Annotated in this window: 19 protein-coding genes and 1 pseudogene; 9 read left to right on the forward strand and 11 right to left on the reverse strand. The window is 64.0% G+C overall.

Features of this window, described 5'->3' with window-relative positions:
* Nucleotides 1–98: 98 nt before the first annotated feature.
* Nucleotides 99–389, forward strand: a complete 291-nt coding sequence (locus tag QM615_RS06685) for a PASTA domain-containing protein (protein ID WP_283347128.1) — start codon at nt 99–101, stop codon at nt 387–389.
* 109 nt (nt 390–498) lie between these two features.
* Nucleotides 499–1515, forward strand: coding sequence for a magnesium and cobalt transport protein CorA (locus tag QM615_RS06690; protein WP_094686688.1), 1017 nt, complete (start codon nt 499–501; stop codon nt 1513–1515).
* A 69-nt stretch (nt 1516–1584) separates the two neighbouring features.
* On the opposite strand, the gene QM615_RS06695 is transcribed toward QM615_RS06690, so the two are convergent.
* The 6 genes and pseudogenes from QM615_RS06695 to mrf all read right to left on the reverse strand — a co-directional run bounded on the left by QM615_RS06695 (nt 1585) and on the right by mrf (nt 7272).
* Nucleotides 1585–3303 (reverse strand): metallophosphoesterase, encoded by a 1719-nt coding sequence (locus QM615_RS06695; protein WP_283347129.1) that lies wholly within the window; start codon nt 3301–3303, stop codon nt 1585–1587.
* 163 nt (nt 3304–3466) lie between these two features.
* Nucleotides 3467–3595, reverse strand: a pseudogene (locus QM615_RS06700) (RtcB family protein); the annotation flags it as partial.
* A gap of 931 nt (nt 3596–4526) precedes the next feature.
* Nucleotides 4527–5585 carry a VIT1/CCC1 transporter family protein gene (locus QM615_RS06705; RefSeq protein WP_283347130.1) on the reverse strand — a complete coding sequence of 353 codons (1059 nt, stop codon included), beginning with the start codon at nt 5583–5585 and terminating at the stop codon, nt 4527–4529.
* 26 nt (nt 5586–5611) lie between these two features.
* Complete coding sequence (rpmF, locus tag QM615_RS06710) at nt 5612–5779, reverse strand: 50S ribosomal protein L32 (RefSeq protein WP_032388658.1); 168 nt, start codon at nt 5777–5779, stop codon at nt 5612–5614.
* Nucleotides 5780–5782: 3 nt separating this feature from the next.
* Entirely contained in the window at nt 5783–6043 is a 261-nt protein-coding gene (locus QM615_RS06715) for a type B 50S ribosomal protein L31 (RefSeq protein WP_121870664.1), read from the reverse strand.
* Nucleotides 6040–7272 carry a ribosome hibernation factor-recruiting GTPase MRF gene (mrf, locus tag QM615_RS06720; protein ID WP_283347172.1) on the reverse strand — a complete coding sequence of 411 codons (1233 nt, stop codon included), beginning with the start codon at nt 7270–7272 and terminating at the stop codon, nt 6040–6042. Before mrf ends, QM615_RS06715 begins: the two co-directional genes overlap by 4 nt.
* A gap of 137 nt (nt 7273–7409) precedes the next feature.
* On the opposite strand from mrf, the gene rpmB reads away from it, so the two are divergent.
* From rpmB to QM615_RS06755, 7 genes are all read left to right on the forward strand, one after another.
* Nucleotides 7410–7646 (forward strand): 50S ribosomal protein L28, encoded by a 237-nt coding sequence (gene rpmB, locus QM615_RS06725; RefSeq protein WP_032404320.1) that lies wholly within the window; start codon nt 7410–7412, stop codon nt 7644–7646.
* Nucleotides 7643–7813, forward strand: coding sequence for a 50S ribosomal protein L33 (gene rpmG / locus QM615_RS06730; protein WP_170944568.1), 171 nt, complete (start codon nt 7643–7645; stop codon nt 7811–7813). The genes rpmB and rpmG overlap by 4 nt, the downstream gene beginning before the upstream one ends.
* A gap of 2 nt (nt 7814–7815) precedes the next feature.
* Nucleotides 7816–8121, forward strand: a complete 306-nt coding sequence (gene rpsN, locus QM615_RS06735; RefSeq protein ID WP_068050178.1) for a 30S ribosomal protein S14 — start codon at nt 7816–7818, stop codon at nt 8119–8121.
* A 16-nt stretch (nt 8122–8137) separates the two neighbouring features.
* On the forward strand, nt 8138–8392 hold the full coding sequence (rpsR, locus tag QM615_RS06740; protein ID WP_008719028.1) for a 30S ribosomal protein S18: 255 nt from the start codon (nt 8138–8140) through the stop codon (nt 8390–8392).
* A gap of 85 nt (nt 8393–8477) precedes the next feature.
* Nucleotides 8478–9404 carry an AEC family transporter gene (locus QM615_RS06745; RefSeq protein WP_269594623.1) on the forward strand — a complete coding sequence of 309 codons (927 nt, stop codon included), beginning with the start codon at nt 8478–8480 and terminating at the stop codon, nt 9402–9404.
* 46 nt (nt 9405–9450) lie between these two features.
* Complete coding sequence (locus QM615_RS06750) at nt 9451–9915, forward strand: hypothetical protein (protein ID WP_068050174.1); 465 nt, start codon at nt 9451–9453, stop codon at nt 9913–9915.
* Nucleotides 9916–9940: 25 nt separating this feature from the next.
* Nucleotides 9941–10531 (forward strand): DUF1707 SHOCT-like domain-containing protein, encoded by a 591-nt coding sequence (locus QM615_RS06755; protein ID WP_269594622.1) that lies wholly within the window; start codon nt 9941–9943, stop codon nt 10529–10531.
* Here the strand turns inward: QM615_RS06755 and QM615_RS06760 are convergent.
* The 5 genes from QM615_RS06760 to purN form a co-directional block, all read right to left on the reverse strand.
* Nucleotides 10512–12458, reverse strand: a complete 1947-nt coding sequence (locus QM615_RS06760; RefSeq protein WP_283347131.1) for a vWA domain-containing protein — start codon at nt 12456–12458, stop codon at nt 10512–10514. The genes QM615_RS06755 and QM615_RS06760 overlap by 20 nt on opposite strands.
* On the reverse strand, nt 12458–13843 hold the full coding sequence (locus QM615_RS06765; protein ID WP_283347132.1) for a sigma 54-interacting transcriptional regulator: 1386 nt from the start codon (nt 13841–13843) through the stop codon (nt 12458–12460). Before QM615_RS06765 ends, QM615_RS06760 begins: the two co-directional genes overlap by 1 nt.
* Nucleotides 13844–13959: 116 nt before the next feature.
* Nucleotides 13960–14553: a PDDEXK-like endonuclease domain-containing protein gene (locus tag QM615_RS06770; protein ID WP_283347133.1), complete on the reverse strand. Its 594-nt coding sequence runs from the start codon at nt 14551–14553 to the stop codon at nt 13960–13962.
* Between the two features lie 426 nt (nt 14554–14979).
* Complete coding sequence (gene purH / locus QM615_RS06775; protein WP_283347134.1) at nt 14980–16533, reverse strand: bifunctional phosphoribosylaminoimidazolecarboxamide formyltransferase/IMP cyclohydrolase; 1554 nt, start codon at nt 16531–16533, stop codon at nt 14980–14982.
* Nucleotides 16530–17153: a phosphoribosylglycinamide formyltransferase gene (gene purN, locus QM615_RS06780; RefSeq protein WP_068050161.1), complete on the reverse strand. Its 624-nt coding sequence runs from the start codon at nt 17151–17153 to the stop codon at nt 16530–16532. Before purN ends, purH begins: the two co-directional genes overlap by 4 nt.
* Between the last annotated feature and the right edge of the window lie 19 nt (nt 17154–17172).

The raw sequence follows: 17172 nt of genomic DNA on the forward strand, positions 1-17172 counted from the left end.
ACGGCGCTGACAGGGATCTGACAGCAACATCCGAGGCCCGCCCCAGCATCGGCGAGCAGCTTTGAGACATAACCGATCACGACAACGAGGAGCACATCATGCGCAGTGGATTCAAGAAGTCGATCGCAGCCGTCGCAGCCGCCGCGGCACTCACGCTCAGTGGTGGAGCCGTCGCCAACGCGTCGACACCCGACAGCCGGATCGAGATCCCGGACGTCTACGACATGACCGCGACCGCAGCCGAACAGACCCTGGAGGATCTGGGCTTCACGACCGTCAACATCAAGGGATCCGACATCGACGGAACTGCGATCGGAACCAACTATCAGAAGGGCGTGGAGGTCGACAAGAACGCCGCCATTCTCGTGATCACAGGAAAGACCAGCTGACTCGACCGCGCGGTCCCGTCGTCGTCGGCGGCGGGACTGTCCGCGTTGTGGTTGCAGGCGATAGTCTCGGTGCGCAGCAGAATTTCGCAGAACCGAGGTGAACGAACAAGTGCCGATCATCGACAACGCCGTCTACGTGAACGGAAAACGCACTGCCAATCCCGAGAGCCTCGATATCACCTTCGAGGTCATGCGCGAGCGGCACGGAATGGCATGGATCGGGTTGTACCGACCCGAGGTCGCCGAAATCATGGCTGTGGCAGACGAGTTCGGCCTGCACCGGCTCGCCGTCGAGGACGCCATCGCAGCCCACCAGCGGCCGAAACTGGAACGGTACGCCGAGCAGCTGTTCGTCGTTCTCCGGCCCGCGCGATACGTCGACGAGACCGAAAAGGTCGAATTCGGCGAATTGCACATCTTTCTCGGTCCGGACTTCGTCGTCACCATTCGCCATGCCGAATCCCCCGACCTGGCGATGGTGCGAAAGCGCCTCGAAGGATCTCCCGAACTGATCGAACTCGGACCCGAAGCGATCCTCTACGGCATCCTCGATCAAGTGGTCGACGAGTACGTCCCGGTGGTCACCGGACTGCAGAACGACATCGACGAGATCGAGGATCAGCTGTTCACCGGCGATCCGTCGGTCTCGCGTCGAATCTATTCGCTGCTCCGTGAAGTGTCCGAATTCGACCGTGCTGCAAAGCCACTCGTCGAGATGATCGAATCGCTCAAGCGAGGGTCGGACAAGTACAACGTGGACGTGGAACTGCAGCGCTACCTGCGCGACGTTCACGATCACGCGATCCGAGTCTCCGACCGCATCGAGTCCTTCCGATCCAACCTGCAGAATGCGTTGACCGTGCACTCGACCATCGTCGCGCAGCAGCAGAACGAAGAGATGCGCAACATGACCGAAGCCAGCCTGGAGCAGAACGAACAGGTCAAGCGCATCTCGTCATGGGGTGCAATTCTTTTCGCGCCCTCCCTGATCGCCGCCATCTACGGCATGAACTTCGACGACATGCCGGAATTGAAATGGCAACTCGGCTACCCGATGGCACTGCTCGCCATGGCGATCTGCTCGACTGCACTGTTCGTGGTGTTCAAGCGTCAGAAGTGGTTGTAGTGCGGCTCCGCCGCAGTGGCGTGCTCGAGTGCCTCAGGGGGCACTCAACCGCACCACTGCCGCAGGCACTCAGGACGAACCGGACCTCGGGCCGATCGGGATGTCGCGGGTGAAGGTCAACCTGTCGAACTCGTTGCCGTATTCGTCGATGGCACCGATCGTCATTCTGCTGGCGGTGATGCCCGGAATGCCCGGCACCACATCGACTCTGACGAACGAGTAGTTCAGGAACCGCACCCTCGACCAGGTGATGGACTCGGCCGACTTCGTGCCGTCCGGCGCCCAGACGTAACTGTTGGGAACTGCGGTGTCGGGCAACTCGTTGCCGCGGTAGCTCACGCCTTCGCCGTCCTGGAACGTATAGCGGGGACGACCACCACCGCCGACGGTGTAATACACGGTGCCGTCGGTCTTTCCGTCGACCGTGGCGTTGTCACCGGCGACCCGCGTCGCACGGTTGCCGCGAATGGGATCGGTGCGTTCGAAGACGTGGTTGTGAGCCTGGAGCACCACATCCACCTCGTACCTGTCGAACAACGAAACCCATGCGTCGCGCACGCCGCCGTCGCTCGCATGCGTCGACGTGGTCGAGTACGCGCAGTGATGGAAGAAGCAGACGATGAAGTCGATGTTCGGATCGGCACGGTACTTCGCCAATGTCTGCTCCACCCAGGTGTTCTGGGCCCCACCGCTGTACCCGGTATTGGCTTTGATCTCGTAGCTGACGTCGTTCGCGTCGAGCGAGAGCACCGCGGTGTTGCCGTAGACGAACGAGTACGCCGACGGGCAGCCCTTCGGGCCGTTGCTCGGCTGATCCAGACGCGCCGCATGGCCGCCGTATCCGTTGGGGCTGTACAGCGCTTCCATGTCGTGGTTGCCAGTGGCGAACAACCACGGCGCGGTCGACGCACTGGCTTCGATCGCCTGGAAATAGCCGTCCCAGACGAAGGGGTTGAACTTGTCGAATCCCTTCGGCGGCGTCTGTCCGTGCTTCGCGAACTGCGGCGGCAGACCGGCACCCGACGGGTCCGCATACGCGATGTCACCGGCGAGGATGTGGAAGTCCGGGTGCGAGGCCTCGATCTGCCGATTGATGTTGCGCGCGTGCTTGACCGACGGTTCGTTGTCGGCCTTGTAGTACTGGTCGTCGTAGTCGCCGGCGACCAGGCCTTCTGGTTGCGAGGGTGTTTCGTCGACGCCCTGATCGCCCATCATCGTGAACCTGAACGGTGCGATTCGGCCCGACGGCAGCGCCGGAGATGCGCTGCGAATATCGCTCACGAAGCCGTCGGCGGTGCGCCAGCGGTAGTAGTGCGGCAACTTCGGCGTCAGATTGTCGACGGGAACATGCACGTAGTACTGCTCTGCCGACAGAATTCCGCCGTCGGTCTGCGGTACCTGGCTGATCAGGTTGCGCACCTCGGCAGAGGTCGTCGCGCCCAGCGCCGGCGTGGGGCCGTGGTCGAGAAAGACTCCGGTGAGCCCGGGGTTCCGAGAAAGCTGAGCGGAGAACCGCAACTGCGTCGCCGGGTCGTTTCCGAATCCCATGTGCCGACCGGCCACAGCCAGTGGAGCGTCCTGCGCATAGGCGGTGCGCGCGAACACCGAATTCCCGACGCCTATCGCGGCAGCCGTCGCGGCGGCTCCCACCAGGAAGTTTCGACGACTGACCGGGTGCCGCCGCAGGAATGACCGATGCCAATCGTGCTGCTCGGCCATGGTCATGTTCTCGGCGAGCGTGCCCGGGATACCGGTCGCGACGGTCTCGCCTGCGGGATTGAGCGTCATGACTCGATCGTGGCGGTGACGCCCGCTCTATCCGTTAACCAAGCGAAGCACTTGAGTGAACAGCACGAGAACACCGATGCACAACGGGACGAACGAGGACAATCCCGTCGTGCATGGAAGTTCGTGACCCACTACGAATTTCCACGCACGACGGGAGGTGAACTCAGGTCCCCTTGACGTTGAGGATCTGCCGCAACTCGTGCTGGATGGTCACCAGGTCCCGGGCATCCTCCATCACGACATCGATCGACTTGTAGGCGTCGGGAATCTCGTCGATGAAGTCGGCACCGGGGCATCCCAAGCACATGCCGTACTTTTCAACCGAGAAGTGCGCCGCGGCCGCAGTCCCCTCAAACATCGGTGCCGTCCGCATGCCGCAGTCTCCAGCGACGGATGACTACGGCGCTCTCCGTTCGGCCGAGCACTCTGGCTGCCTCCTTCACGGTCGAGGACAACGCAATAGCGTCCTCCTCCGCCGACCACGACCTTCTTCCTAGGAGTGGGCGAGCACGCATTCCCGGTGGCCTCATCCAAGCGGCGACTGACTCTGCCGCCAATCGCTTTCGATCCAGCGCGAAACAACCTGGAGGGTAGGCCCACTCAGCCAGACGCGCCGCTGGGTCGTTCGCGACAATCAACGAGAACACGTCGTCGCGAGTGTTGCGTTTCGCGGTGCGAAGAGCCCCGCTAACTGTGCGTACCGTCGAGCAGAAGAAGTCCGCCAAGCTGGACGAGGCCGTAACAAAACCTACGAAAGGCACACCCGTCCGAGTGAATCCGACACTGCCATCGCCATCGAGCAATCCTCGGAAGTATCCCCGATGATGAAACGGGCCGACAGGCGGAGCCACCTGGTTGGACTTGCGACCGGCCGGAACTCCGCACAATTCCAGTTCGCGTCGGAATGCGAGGTTGCAGACACGCCAGGTGGCACTTGTGTACTCAGAAGAAAAGTTCGTCGTGCGCGTTCTCGTGGATACGGAAGATCTGACACCATCGAAAAGTTGTGGAAGCCGCGTGAGCAAGTCGACGTCGACAGCCGATAGTTCGATGGTTGCTTTCCCTTTTTGCCCTTTCCCGCTTTCGAGATGACCGTCGGTTTGAAACAGTCCGATGAAGTAGGCGTGATCCTCGCGAGTCAAATCGATGATGGGCATATCGACATTGTCGGCCGACCCACCGACAAGGACAGGTTGTCGGGATCCTCGACCTTTAGCCAGAACCTACACTCCCCCACCGAATGCGAGTCCCAGTAGATACGTCGCCCCAGCCGCGCCGTAGCCGATGGCCAACTGTCGCAGAGCACGTTTGACCGGTGGCCCGCCGCTGAGCAGTCCCACCACCAAGCCGGTACAGATCAATGCGATTCCGACGAGGACGGCGGCAACGGCAAGTGCCACATAACCTTCGAGGCCGAACAGATACGGCAGCACCGGGATGACGGCACCGGAGGCGAAGAAGCAGAAACTGGCCCCGGCGGCACCGAGGCCGGTTCCGATGGACTCGTGCTGATCGACGTCGGGGGCCATCTCGTCGGCAGGTAGTACTCGCAGCACTTCGGCGGCTTTGGCGTCGGCTTCCTCGTGGGTCATGCCCCGCGCCCGGTAGACCAGCGCCAGTTCGTTGGCGTCGACGTCGAGGTGTTGGACGGCATCGCGCGCGGCACTGTCCGGCGACGACGCCTCGAGCAGTTCGCGTTGCGAGCGGACCGAGACGTACTCGCCCGCGCCCATCGACAGTGCGCCGGCGAGCAGTCCTGCCAGTCCGGTGACGAGAACGATCTGATTGGACACACCGGATCCGCTGATGCCCAGGACCAGAGCCAGGTTGCTCACCAAGCCGTCGTTGGCACCGAACACTGCGGCCCGGAACGTGCCGGACAGTCGATTGCGACCGCGGGCAGCGAGTGCCCTGATGACCTCGGCATGGATCTGCTCATCGGCCGTCATGGCGTCGGTGGCATCGGAGTCGGTGGCATACGGAGAGCGCGTTTCGGCGCGCTGCGCCAATGCGAGCACGAACACCGAGCCGAACCGACGCGCCAGCACACCGAGGATGCGGGTGCGGATGTCGCCCTTGAGCGGCATGCCGACCCGCTCGCCCAGTAGGTTTCGCCAATGCTGCTCGTGGCGGCCCTCCGCATCGGCGAGTGCGAGCAATATCTCGCGTTCCTCGCCGACGCGTCGGCCTGCCAGATCGCGATAGACGGCAGCCTCGGCCCGCTCGTCGGCGAGATACTGCCGCCACCGCTTCACATCTCGCGCATTGGGTCCGTCGTTCATGAAAGTGAAGATAGACCCGTCGAGGGTCAGCTCGGGTCGTACACCCCGGTCTGTACTGCTTTGACCAATCTCCGTGGCACTCGGAACTCGCGACCTTGGAACCGCACGGTCACCAGATCAGGAGCAACGGCTTTCCATTGCGCACGACGGCTCCTGGTGTTCGAGCGCGACATCTTTCTCTTCGGAACAGCCATGGTTCAGGCGTCCTTTCGGCTTCGTCGACCGTAACGCTTCTCGAATTTCTCGACGCGTCCCTGCGTGTCCATCACGCGAGCGGCTCCGGTCCAGAAGGGGTGCGATTCGGACGAGACGTCGACGACGATCAGCGGGTAGGTGTTGCCGTCCTCCCATTCGGTCTCGCGCGCGGACGTGACGGTGGACCTGGTGAGGAACTTGTTGCCGGTACTCGAATCCTGGAACACGACCGGGTGGTAGTCGGGGTGGATGCCTGGTTTCATTCTGTAGCCTCTCGTGATTGTTCTGCGTACGGGGATTCGCTGCTGTCGCAGGGGTCTTCGTGCCACTGACCGAACGGATCGGTCCAGCCGGACCACGCCGAGGGGTCCGTCATCTCGTCGTCGGATACCAACGCCCACTGCAGGGTTCGGTCGATCTCGGTGGGGTCGGCCTCGTGCACGAGGATCACCAGCGAGGTGTCACGGTCGCCGAACTTCTCGTCCCATCGCAGCGCCGCCATTGCCCGACGGGTGGCATCGACGCGGTCCTGCTGCTCCGGTTCCATTGCGGCAAGCCACTTTCCGGCGCTCGCAACACGAAGACCGCCGCCGGCCGATTCGATCCACAGCGCTTCGTCGGGCTGAGTGGCGACCCATGCCCGCCCCCGAGCGGTGACGACGCCGTCGAGCAGCACGTCGATGGCCTCGTGCAATCGTTCGGGATGAAAAGGCCGTGTTGCGGTGAACTCGACCAGGGTGACGCCGCAGTCGACGGCCAGCGGCGGCTGACCACGCAGCAATGGCGAATGCGCGTCGGTGATCGCACCGCGACGGGCATCGGCGGGCACGGACGCGAGAAGCGCTGGGGCGTCGACCATTGCGTCCTGAGAAACCCAGACGACCGGCGCATTCGGTGCCAGCCGCGCGAGGACGGCAGCAAGCCGGGCCCGCTCCCACGCGTCGACGTCCGGTCCCGCGGTGACGACGAGCGCATCGGCATAGTCAACCTGCCCCACCACCAACTGCGCGACAGTTCGATCGTCGTCACCACTGGCGACGATCCCTCGGTCGGCCATGGCGTCGTCGCCGGTGGCGTCGGCCAGCCAGGTTGCGGCATCGAGGCAGTCGACCACCGCCTCGATGCGGACGTCACGCGAGGCCGGGCCGTCGATCTGCCCGACGACACCCGCAACGACGACGTTGTCCACGGCCCAGCACAGTGCCTCGGGCTCGAGCGCGGGGTCCATGGCGAGCACGATGCGATCGACGTTGCTGCGGGCGGACAGTGCGCGCAGCAGCGGAAGCAGATCCTCCCGAAGTGTGCACGAGACGCAGCCGTGCGCCAGCTCCAGAATGGTCTCGCGCGGGTTCTCCCCCAATACGGAGAGTGTGCGACGCACGACGCCTTCGGCGACGCGGCTCAGATCGTGGCGGACCGCGACTGTCCCCGGCGCGAGCAGCGACGTCACGACCGCGTCCATGGCTCCGGTCCAGCCGGAGACGAGGACCATCGGGGTTCGATCGTCCGGTGAGTTGTTCACGAGCACCCTTCTTCTCGACAACGATTGTCATTCTCTGAGGATGCACGCTACATTCGAGATCACGCTTTGTCGAAAACGATTGTCATAACGGAAAGAAAGGAGTGCTCGTGTCAGCGCACTGCCAAGTCACCGGCCGCACCCCCGGCTTCGGAAAATCCGTCTCGCACTCCCACGTGCGAACCAGCCGTAGGTGGGACCCCAACATCCAACGCAAGACGTACTACGCACCCAGCCTCGGCCGACGCGTCACTCTCACGCTCTCGGCCAAGGGCATCAAGACCATCGACCGCGACGGCATCGATGCCGTCGTCGCCAAGATCCGCGCACGTGGGGAGAAGATCTGATGGGCAAGAGCACGGACGTCCGTCCGATCGTCAAGCTGAAGTCGACCGCGGGGACCGGCTACACCTACGTCACTCGCAAGAACCGTCGCAACGATCCCGATCGACTGGTGATGAAGAAGTACGACCCGGTCGTGCGCAAGCACGTCGATTTCCGAGAGGAGCGATAGCCGTGGCGAAGAAGTCGAAGATCGCCAAGAACGAACAGCGCAAGGTCGTCGTCGCCCGGTGGGCAACCCGTCGCGCCGAGCTCAAGGAGACCATCCGCAGGCCCTCGAGCAGCGACTCCGAGCGCGCACAGGCCCAAGCAGCACTGCAGCGTCTGCCGCGCGATTCGAGTCCGGTACGATTACGCAATCGTGACGCTGCGGATGGACGTCCGCGCGGTTATCTACGGAAATTCGGGCTGTCCCGCGTGAAAATGCGCGAGATGGCTCACCGTGGGGAGCTGCCAGGCGTCCACAAGTCGAGCTGGTAAAGGGAAAAGGTTTCAGATGGCAGTCAAGAGAGCACCGTCGAAGAAGGTCCGCGCAGAGGCAGGCCGTCGACCGAAGAAGAACCCGTTGAACGCCGCCAAGGTCACCACGGTGGACTACAAGGACATCAACCTCCTTCGTCAGTTCATCTCGGACCGCGGCAAGATCCGCAGCCGTCGGGTCACCGGGCTCACCCCGCAGCAGCAGCGCCAGGTCGCTGTCGCAGTGAAGAACGCTCGTGAGATGGCATTGCTGCCGTTCACCAGCCGCTGATCCAAACTTTCGTTCAGAGAGGCCACGTAGCCATCGGCTACGTGGCCTCTCTGTCGTTCCCGATCCAGAGATGAGCAGTCCGTAGATGTCCGGCGTCCTCGAGGGCTTCACCGTCATCTTCGTCGTCATCGCACTGGGTTACCTGCTCGCCCACCTGAAAGTGCTCGGCGAACACGGCCAGTTCGTACTGAGCCGACTCGTGTTCTTCGTCGCGACGCCCGCACTGCTGTTCGTCACGCTGGCGAACTCGGATCTGTCGGTCATTCTGTCGCCTGTACTGGCCGTAGCCGGCACCACCGCACTGCTCGTCGGCGCCGTCTATTTCGTCATAGCCAAGCTGGCTCTGAAACGAGCCGTGCCCGACGCGACCGTCGGCGCACTCGCGAGTTCGTACGTCAACGCCGCCAACCTGGGTATCCCGATTGCCGTCTTCGTGCTCGGCGACGCGAACTTCGTCGCTCCCCTGCTGCTGTTCCAGATCATGGTCTACACCCCGATCGCGGTGACCATTCTCGATGTCTCGACGGAGATCGAGAAGGTCTCGGTGCTCAAGACCGTCACCACACCGTTCCGGAACCCGATCGTGCTGGCCGGCGCAGCAGGATTGGTTCTGTCCATCACCGGGTTCGAGCTGCCCGAGGCCTTGATGCAGCCTTTCCAGCTCGTCGGGAACGCGTCCGTCCCCGGCGCGTTGCTCGCCTTCGGCCTGTCTCTCTACGGTGCCCGAGTGCTGCAGAAGGGCATCAGTCCACGACGGGACGTGGCCCTGGCCACGGTGTTCAAGATGGCACTGCAACCCCTGCTCGGCTACCTCATGGCCCGGTTCGTGTTCGGTCTGGACGGGCACGATCTGTTCGCCATCGTCGTCGTCTCGGCGCTGCCGACCGCGCAGAACGTGTTCGTCTTCGCCAGCCGCTACCAGCGCGGGGTTGTGCTCGCCCGAGACACTGCGTTCGTGACCACGCTCGTCTCGATCCCCGTCATCGCACTCGTGACACTCTTCCTCGCATGAGCCGAACACAAAGGTTCTCCTCAGCTCACAGCGCTAGTTTGGTCACATGAGGTTTCTCGCTGCAGGAGTCATGTTGTGCCTGCTGCTGGTCGGCTGCAGCACCGCCTCCGGCAGCGACGACGAGACGACGCCGACGGTCGGATCCACCACACCGGTCGGTCTCGCTCAGCAACCCAGCGCACCTCCGGTTCCGCACGAAGTGCCCGTCGGCGACGTCGGCACGATGTTCGAGCCCACCCCCGATCTGATCCGCGCCACCACCACTCCGTTCGAGTCGTGGAGCCAGGTCTCCCCCAACACCATCGCGGTCCACTTCGTCACCGGCACTCCCGAGTGCTACGGAGCCGACGCGTCGGTGACCGAGACCGACACCACCGTCACCATCGAACTGCGTACCGGGACCAAGCCCGACGCCGCCGACAAGTCCTGCATCATGGTGGCCGTCTACGCCACCATGCAGATGACATTGGCCTCTCCCCTCGGGAGCCGCACCATCCTGAATGCGGCCTGACCCTCACACAGGTAGGGTCCGGGCGGTGAGCGATCATCTGCCAGACCGAGATCGAAGCCGAATTCGTGCGGCCGATGCGGACAGAAATCTGGTCGCGCAGCTGCTGAGCGACGCCTTCGCCAACGGCCAACTCACCGTCACCGAGTACGACGAACGCACGGCAGCGGTGTACCGGGCAAAGACCTACGGCGAACTCGACGAACTCACCGGAGACCTGGTCCTGTCTCCACCTCCCGCACGTGCACCATCCGGTGGCTCCGCGAACGACCGCGTGATCGCCATCATGAGCGGTGCCGTGCGCAAAGGCGAGTGGACCGCGGCGGCGCGCATCGACGCGTTCGCCTTCTGGGGTGGCATCGAACTCGACCTACGCCGTGCGTCGTTCTCCGCCGAAGAAACCACCATCAACTGCGTGGCCATCATGGGCGGCATCGAAGTCACCGTGCCGCCCGGAGTGAGCGTCGAGGTCCGCGGCATGGGCATCATGGGCGGATTCGAGCACATCAGCGCGGCCCACCCGGGTGCACCGCGCGTGGTCGTCACCGGCTTCGCGTTCTGGGGTGGGGTGTCGGTCGAGATCAAGGACCCCGACAAACCTAGGATCGCCGACGCTTGAGGTAGTCGGTCACCACCGCAGCACCGAGTCCGTCGAGATCCGGCGCGATGACGCGTCCGCCCACACGCTCGGCCATCTTGTCGACCACCCGAGCCAGACCGGGATCGTCGCCGAGCCGGAAGATCGTCACCTGCGCCCCTAGTTTCGCAACGGTATCGAGCTCGCGCACGGTCAATCCTAGGGTCTTCGAAGACGGCGGGTAGTCGAAGAACGCGTGACCGTCCGGCTCGAGATGAGCAGTCGGCTCACCGTCGGTGACGATCAACACCACCGGCTGCGCGTTGGGATGACGCCGCAGATGCCGCACCGCAAGCATCAACGCGTGATGCAGATTGGTGCCCTGATCGTAGGCACCGTCCAACCCGGCCAACTCCGAGGCCGTCAATGTCTGTGCGTGCCTGCCGAATCCGATGAGTTGCAGGTCGTCACCGCGAAATCGGGTGCTGACCAGGTGATTGAGCGCCAGTGCCGTGCGCTTCATCGGCACCCAGCGGCCGTCCATCACCATCGAGAACGACGTGTCGACCAGCAGCGCCACCGCAGCCTGCGTTCGCGTCTCGGTCTCGCTGATCTCCACATCGGTCACCTGCAACTGCACCGGGAAGCCCGATCCTGTTGCCGCCGAGCGCAGTACCGCATTGTTGACCGTCCGCGTGACATCCCACGGCTCGGTGTCACCGAACTCCCACGCTCGCGACGCTCCGGTGGGCTCCCCCATCGCACCCGCCTTGCGGGTGTCTCGCTCGCCGCCGCGCCGGGACAGCTTTCCCGCGACGTCCTTGAGCGCAGACTGCCCCAGCTGACGCATCGCCTTGGGTGACAGACGCCATTGCCCGTCGGCACCCTTGTCCATGAAACCCTGCTGCTGCAGGGCCTTTTCGAGCTCGGCGAGCATTCTGGCATCGGCCGCCGCCTCGGGCCCGAGTTGCTTCAGCAGGGCGTCGGCATCGATGTCGTCCAGTGCGGCACCGTTGTACTGCTGCGAGAGCTGATTTCCCAGGTTCTCGAGATCGGCGATGTCCTGGAGCGCACCGGTACCGTCGCCCAGGCCCATACCGTTCTCGCCGCGGAAGTTCTGCGAGCCGTCCCAATCCTCACCGGGCCGGGCCTGCTGGAGATTCTGATTGAGCTGATCGAGCTGATTCAGCAGATTCGAGTCGCCGAAGGCCTGCTGTGCCAATGCATCGAGCTCGGCCCGCTGCTCGGGCGTCAGAGAGTTGCGCAACCGCTGCGCCGCTGCCGCCCGCTGGGCGAGCGAGTCCAACAACTCGTCGACATTCTCGGGGTTCTCCGGGAAATGCTGACCGTGCTTGTCCATGAACTTCTCGAACTGCTCGTCGGTGTCCTCGCCCTTGTTGTGGGCGTCGAGCAATTCGTTGAGGTCCTTCAGCATGTCGCTGATGGCCTGACGGTCCTCCTCGGTGGCACCTTCGAGAGCTTGCTTCATGCCCGCGAAACGCTGATCGAGCATTTCGCGTCCGAGCAGATCCTTGATCTTCTCGTAGTTCTCGCGACCCTCGGACGAACGCCAGTCGTAGTCCGAAAGTTCCTGCACCGCTTGGGCAGTGGACGGAGACAGATCGCCGATCTGCATCTCTTGGAAGCGAGCATCGTCGTCGAGAGCACGCGCCAACGCCTTGCGCTCCTCGAGTACTGCCTTGTCCAGCAGCTCACGTACTTCCTGCAGCGTGCCGTCGAGGTTGTTCTTCTTCAACAGATCTCGACGACGCTTCGCGGCCTGCGCGGCCAGGTCGTCGAGCCCGCGCATGTTCTTCGTCCCGCGACGCAGCATCTCCTGCAATGCCCGACGCGGTGACGCGCCCTCGAGCACGTCCTCGCCGATCGCGTCGAGCGCCTCGCGCAGATCCACCGGTGGCGCAAGGGGATCCGGACCGTCGTGATACCGCCCGTATCTGGAGCGACGCATCAGCTGTACACCGTCTGACCGTCGTCGTCGGGGTCCTTCGAGATGCGACGCGCGAGGTAGAGGCCCTCGAGGGCAAGTTCGACGGCGGCCGCCTTCTCCCCGTCCGAGGTGGCGTTGAGCCGCTCGTGGATGTCGCCGATGACCTCGACGTCGGGCAGCTCGTCGAGCAGCGCCTTGGCGGTGATGCGGTCGCCGGTGACGATCGGTTCGCCGGTCTCAACTGCCGTCACCAGAGCTGCGAGGTTGATGCCGCCGAGATGTGCTCGGACGGTATCCGCGGTCGCGCGGCGCAGCATGTGCTCGAGCACCTCGATTTCGCGGCCTTCTTCGCCGGATTCGAATTCGACCTTGCCGCGCAGCACCTCGATGATGGTGCCGAGATCCACCGGCCGGGCCACGGGCTCGGCCTCCCCCAGGATTGCGGCTCGGTGAACGGCTGCGGCAGCGATGGTTTCGGCTGCGGCGATCGCGAATCGGGCGGAAACGCCGGAGCGCTGGTCCACCGACGGCGACTCGCGCAGCAGTCGGGTGAATCGGGCCAACACCTCGAGCAGGTAGGTCGGGACTGCGGCCTGCAGCTCCGCTTCCTGATCGATGACGGCTACCTCGGCGCCGAGTTCGAGGGGGTAGTGAGTCCTGATCTCGGCTCCGAAACGGTCCTTGAGCGGGGTGATGATGCGTCCGCGGTTGGTGTAATCCTCCGGGTTCGCGCTCGCGACCAACATGACGTCGAGCGGCAGGCGCAGCGTGTAGCCGCGAACCTGGATGTCGCGCTCCTCCATCACGTTGAGCAACGACACCTGGATGCGCTCGGCAAGGTCGGGGAGCTCGTTGATCGCAACGATGCCGCGGTGGCTACGCGGGACCAGGCCGAAGTGAATGGTTTCCGGGTCGCCGAGGCTGCGGCCCTCGGCGACTTTCACCGGATCGACGTCGCCGACGAGGTCCGCCACCGAGGTATCCGGGGTCGCGAGCTTCTCGGCGTACCGCTCGCTGCGATGCCGCCATTCGACGGGAAGGTCGTCGCCGAGTTCCTTCGCCTTCCTGATGCTGGCAGGGGTGATGGGCTCGTAGGGATGCTCACCGAGTTCGGCTCCGGCGATCACCGGCACCCACTCGTCGAGCAACAAATTCAGGGTGCGCAGCAGTCGCGTCTTGCCCTGCCCGCGCTCGCCGAGCAGAACCACGTCGTGACCGGCCAGAATCGCGCGCTCGAACTGCGGCAACACCGTCGAGCCGAATCCGACGATCCCCGGCCACGGATCTGTGCCGTCACGCAATGCCTTGAGAAGATTTTCCCGCAACTCTTCCTTGATCGACCGCTGCCGATGTCCGGATGCCTTGAGTTCGCCGAGAGTGGAGATGCCAGGTTTGGTAGAGGTCACTTCTCCACGCTACGAGCGTTTGCCGAAAGCTGCCATCTAGTGGTCGGTTGTGGTTCCGTCGAGTTCGCACCTATGCCACCTGAACTGGACAAATCGCCCGCATAAGTGCGAGCTCGCTACACCGGTGCGCCTGCCGCTCGAAGCGCGGCTCTGACGCGTGCCACAACGTCGTGAGGTCGCAGCCGCAGTTGCTCGGAATTGACCCGCACGATCTGCCAATAGCACTGCTGCAACTCCTCGGACCTCTCGATGTCACGGGTCCGCTGACGCTCGTCGAGCCAATGGTGAACGCCGTCGTACTCGACCCCCACCCGCCAACGTCGCCACCCCAGGTCGATCCGCGCCACGAACCTGCCGGAACTGTCACGGATCTCGACCTGGGTCTCGGGCGTCGGCAGGCCTGCCCCGACCAGTAGGAGCCGGGTGCGCGTCTCCTGTGGCGATTCCGCTCCACCGTCGACGACATCGAGTGCACTGAACAGGCACCGAATGCCTCGGGTGCCCGGCCGCTGCTGCGCATACGCACGTACGGCTTCCACGTCGACCCCGGTTGCAGCAACCAGTGAATCGAGGAGGACCACGGATAGTGGTGGCTGGACCCAGCGCCCGATATCGAATGCCGTGCGCACCGGTGTGGTGACAGCAATTTCCCCGACGACGCACACATCATCGCCGTCGAAGGCATCGCGATGGATTCGCAGACCGGGCAAACTGATGCGACCTTCCGTTCGCCAGCACACTCGGCGGAGCGCTCGGGTCGATCCACTTCGCGCCGTGGATTGCCGCCGCGGAGACCCCTGCAATCACGGCACCATCGCCGACACAGATCGATGCGGCGACGGCCATCGTTCGCGCATCGAGAACGGTCCCGTCGCAGACATACGTGTCGCGAAAGACCCTCACGTAGTTGCGACTCAGCTCGTGCCTGCTGAGAGCGCCCGAGCGTATTGCCTGCGAACCCCGAAACGGTCCGACCTGAATCCCCATGGCTCAACCCTGGCAGGGTCGACACCTCGAAAAGGGCCCGCTCAGCGATCTGTGGATAACTTTTCATCCATCCACAGATTGTCGAGTTCGCAGTTATGCGGCCGAAAGTGAGGTATGTGGCTGCATAACTGCGAGCTCGGCGTCAGGCACTAGTGCGCGAAGTGTCGCGATCCCGTCAGATACAGCGTCACGCCTGCATCCTGTGCCGCGGCGATCACTTCGTTGTCGCGTACCGAACCACCCGGCTGCACAACGGCTTTGACGCCTGCGGTCATCAGTACCTGCAAACCGTCGGGGAACGGGAAGAAGGCATCGGAGGACGCCACCGAGCCGACGACGCGATCCCCGGCTCGCTGAACAGCGAGATGGGCGGCATCGACGCGGTTGACCTGGCCCATTCCGACGCCGACCGACGCCCCTTCGTGGGCGAGCATGATCGCGTTGGACTTCACGGCCCTACCTGCGCGCCAAGCGAATTCGAGATCCTTCAGGGTCTGCTCGTCGGCAGGCTCGCCGGCAGCGAGGGTCCAGTTGGCAGGATTGTCGCCGTCTGCGTCGAGAACGTCGCGCTGCTGCAGTAGTGCGCCGCCGGAGATCGGCTTGAGTTCGACGCCCGAGGTGGACGGAGCCTCCGCCAGCAGTACACGAATGTTCTTCTTGCGCTGCAACACTCCCAGAGCACCGTCGGCGTAGGACGGCGCGATGATGACCTCGGTGAAGATCTCGGCCACCTGCTCGGCCATCTCGACGGTGACCTCGCGGTTGGCCGCGATGACGCCGCCGTAGGCACTCACCGGATCGCACGCGTGGGCCTTGCGGTGCGCCTCGGCGATGTCGTTGCCTACGGCGATACCGCACGGGTTGGCGTGCTTGATGATCGCGACGGTGGGCTCGGCATGATCGAAAGCCGCCCGCCACGCCGCATCGGAATCGGTGAAGTTGTTGTACGACATCTCTTTACCGTGCAGCTGCTCCGCCTGCGCGATGCCGGAGCTCGCAGGATCGACGTAGAGCGCCGCAGCCTGGTGCGGGTTCTCGCCGTAGCGAAGCACGGCCGAGCGATCCCAGGTTCCGCCGATCCATTCCGGGAACGACGATTCGGTGTCGGGGGTCAGCACATTGCTCATCCACGACGCCACCGCGACGTCGTAGGCGGCCGTGTGCTGAAAAGCTTGTGCCGCAAGGGAAGTCCGCTCGGCGAGGGTGAATCCGCCACCGGCCACGGCCGTGAGCACGTCCTCGTAGCGGGCCGGGTCGACCACCACGGCAACCGAGGGGTGATTCTTGGCTGCGGCGCGCACCATCGACGGTCCGCCGATGTCGATCTGTTCGACGCATTCGTCCGGCGTCGCCCCGCTGGCGACGGTCTCGGTGAACGGGTACAGATTCACCACGACGAGCTCGAACGCCTCGATGCCCAATTCCTCGAGCTGCGAAAGATGTTCGGGCTTACGGGTATCGGCGAGCACTCCGGCATGCACACGAGGATGCAGCGTCTTGACGCGACCTTCGAGGGTCTCGGGGAATCCGGTGAGATCCTCGACCTTGGTGACCGGGATCCCGGCGTCGGCGATCTTGCTCGCCGTCGATCCGGTGGACACGAGAGCGACGCCCGCACCGTGCAAGCCGGTCGCCAGTTCGATCAGTCCGGTCTTGTCGTAGACGCTGACCAGCGCGCGGCGCACTGCTTTACGTTCACTCATCGGATTATCTGAGCCTTTCGTCCATCGGAGGTGACACCTGTGGTGGCCACGGCTGCGATCACGTCGACCAGCAACCGTCGCTCGACAATCTTGATGCGTTCGTGCAGAGCAGCTTCGTCGTCGCCGTCGAGAACCGGCACGGCTTCCTGCGCCAGGATCGGCCCGGTATCGACGCCGGAATCGACCAGATGAACCGTCGAACCGGTCAGTTTGACGCCGTGGTCGAGTGCGTCCCGCACGGCATGTGCGCCGGGAAACGATGGCAGAAGCGCGGGGTGAGTGTTGACGATGCGTCCGGTGAAGGCCCCGAGAAATTGCGGGCCGAGAATCTTCATGAAACCGGCGGTGACGACGAGATCGGGCTCGTGCGCCAGAACGGCGTCGGTGAGCGCGATGTCCCACTGCGCTCGATCGGCGTAGTCCTTCAATCCGACTCGAAAGTTCGGCATTCCGGCCTCGTCGGCACGGCGGGCTGCGTCGCACTCTCGATCGACTCCGACGGCCACGATGCGCGCGGGATAGCTCTCGGCAGCAGTCGCGGAGATGAGCGACTGCAGAAGCGAGCCGGTCCCCGATGCGAGGACGACGACCCGCGCGGGTGTCTCACGCAAGGCAGTCAGCGCACTACTCCTGAATTGT

The sequence above is a fragment of the Rhodococcus sp. IEGM 1341 genome (assembly GCF_030056895.1).
Taxonomy (GTDB): Bacteria; Actinomycetota; Actinomycetes; order Mycobacteriales; family Mycobacteriaceae; genus Rhodococcoides.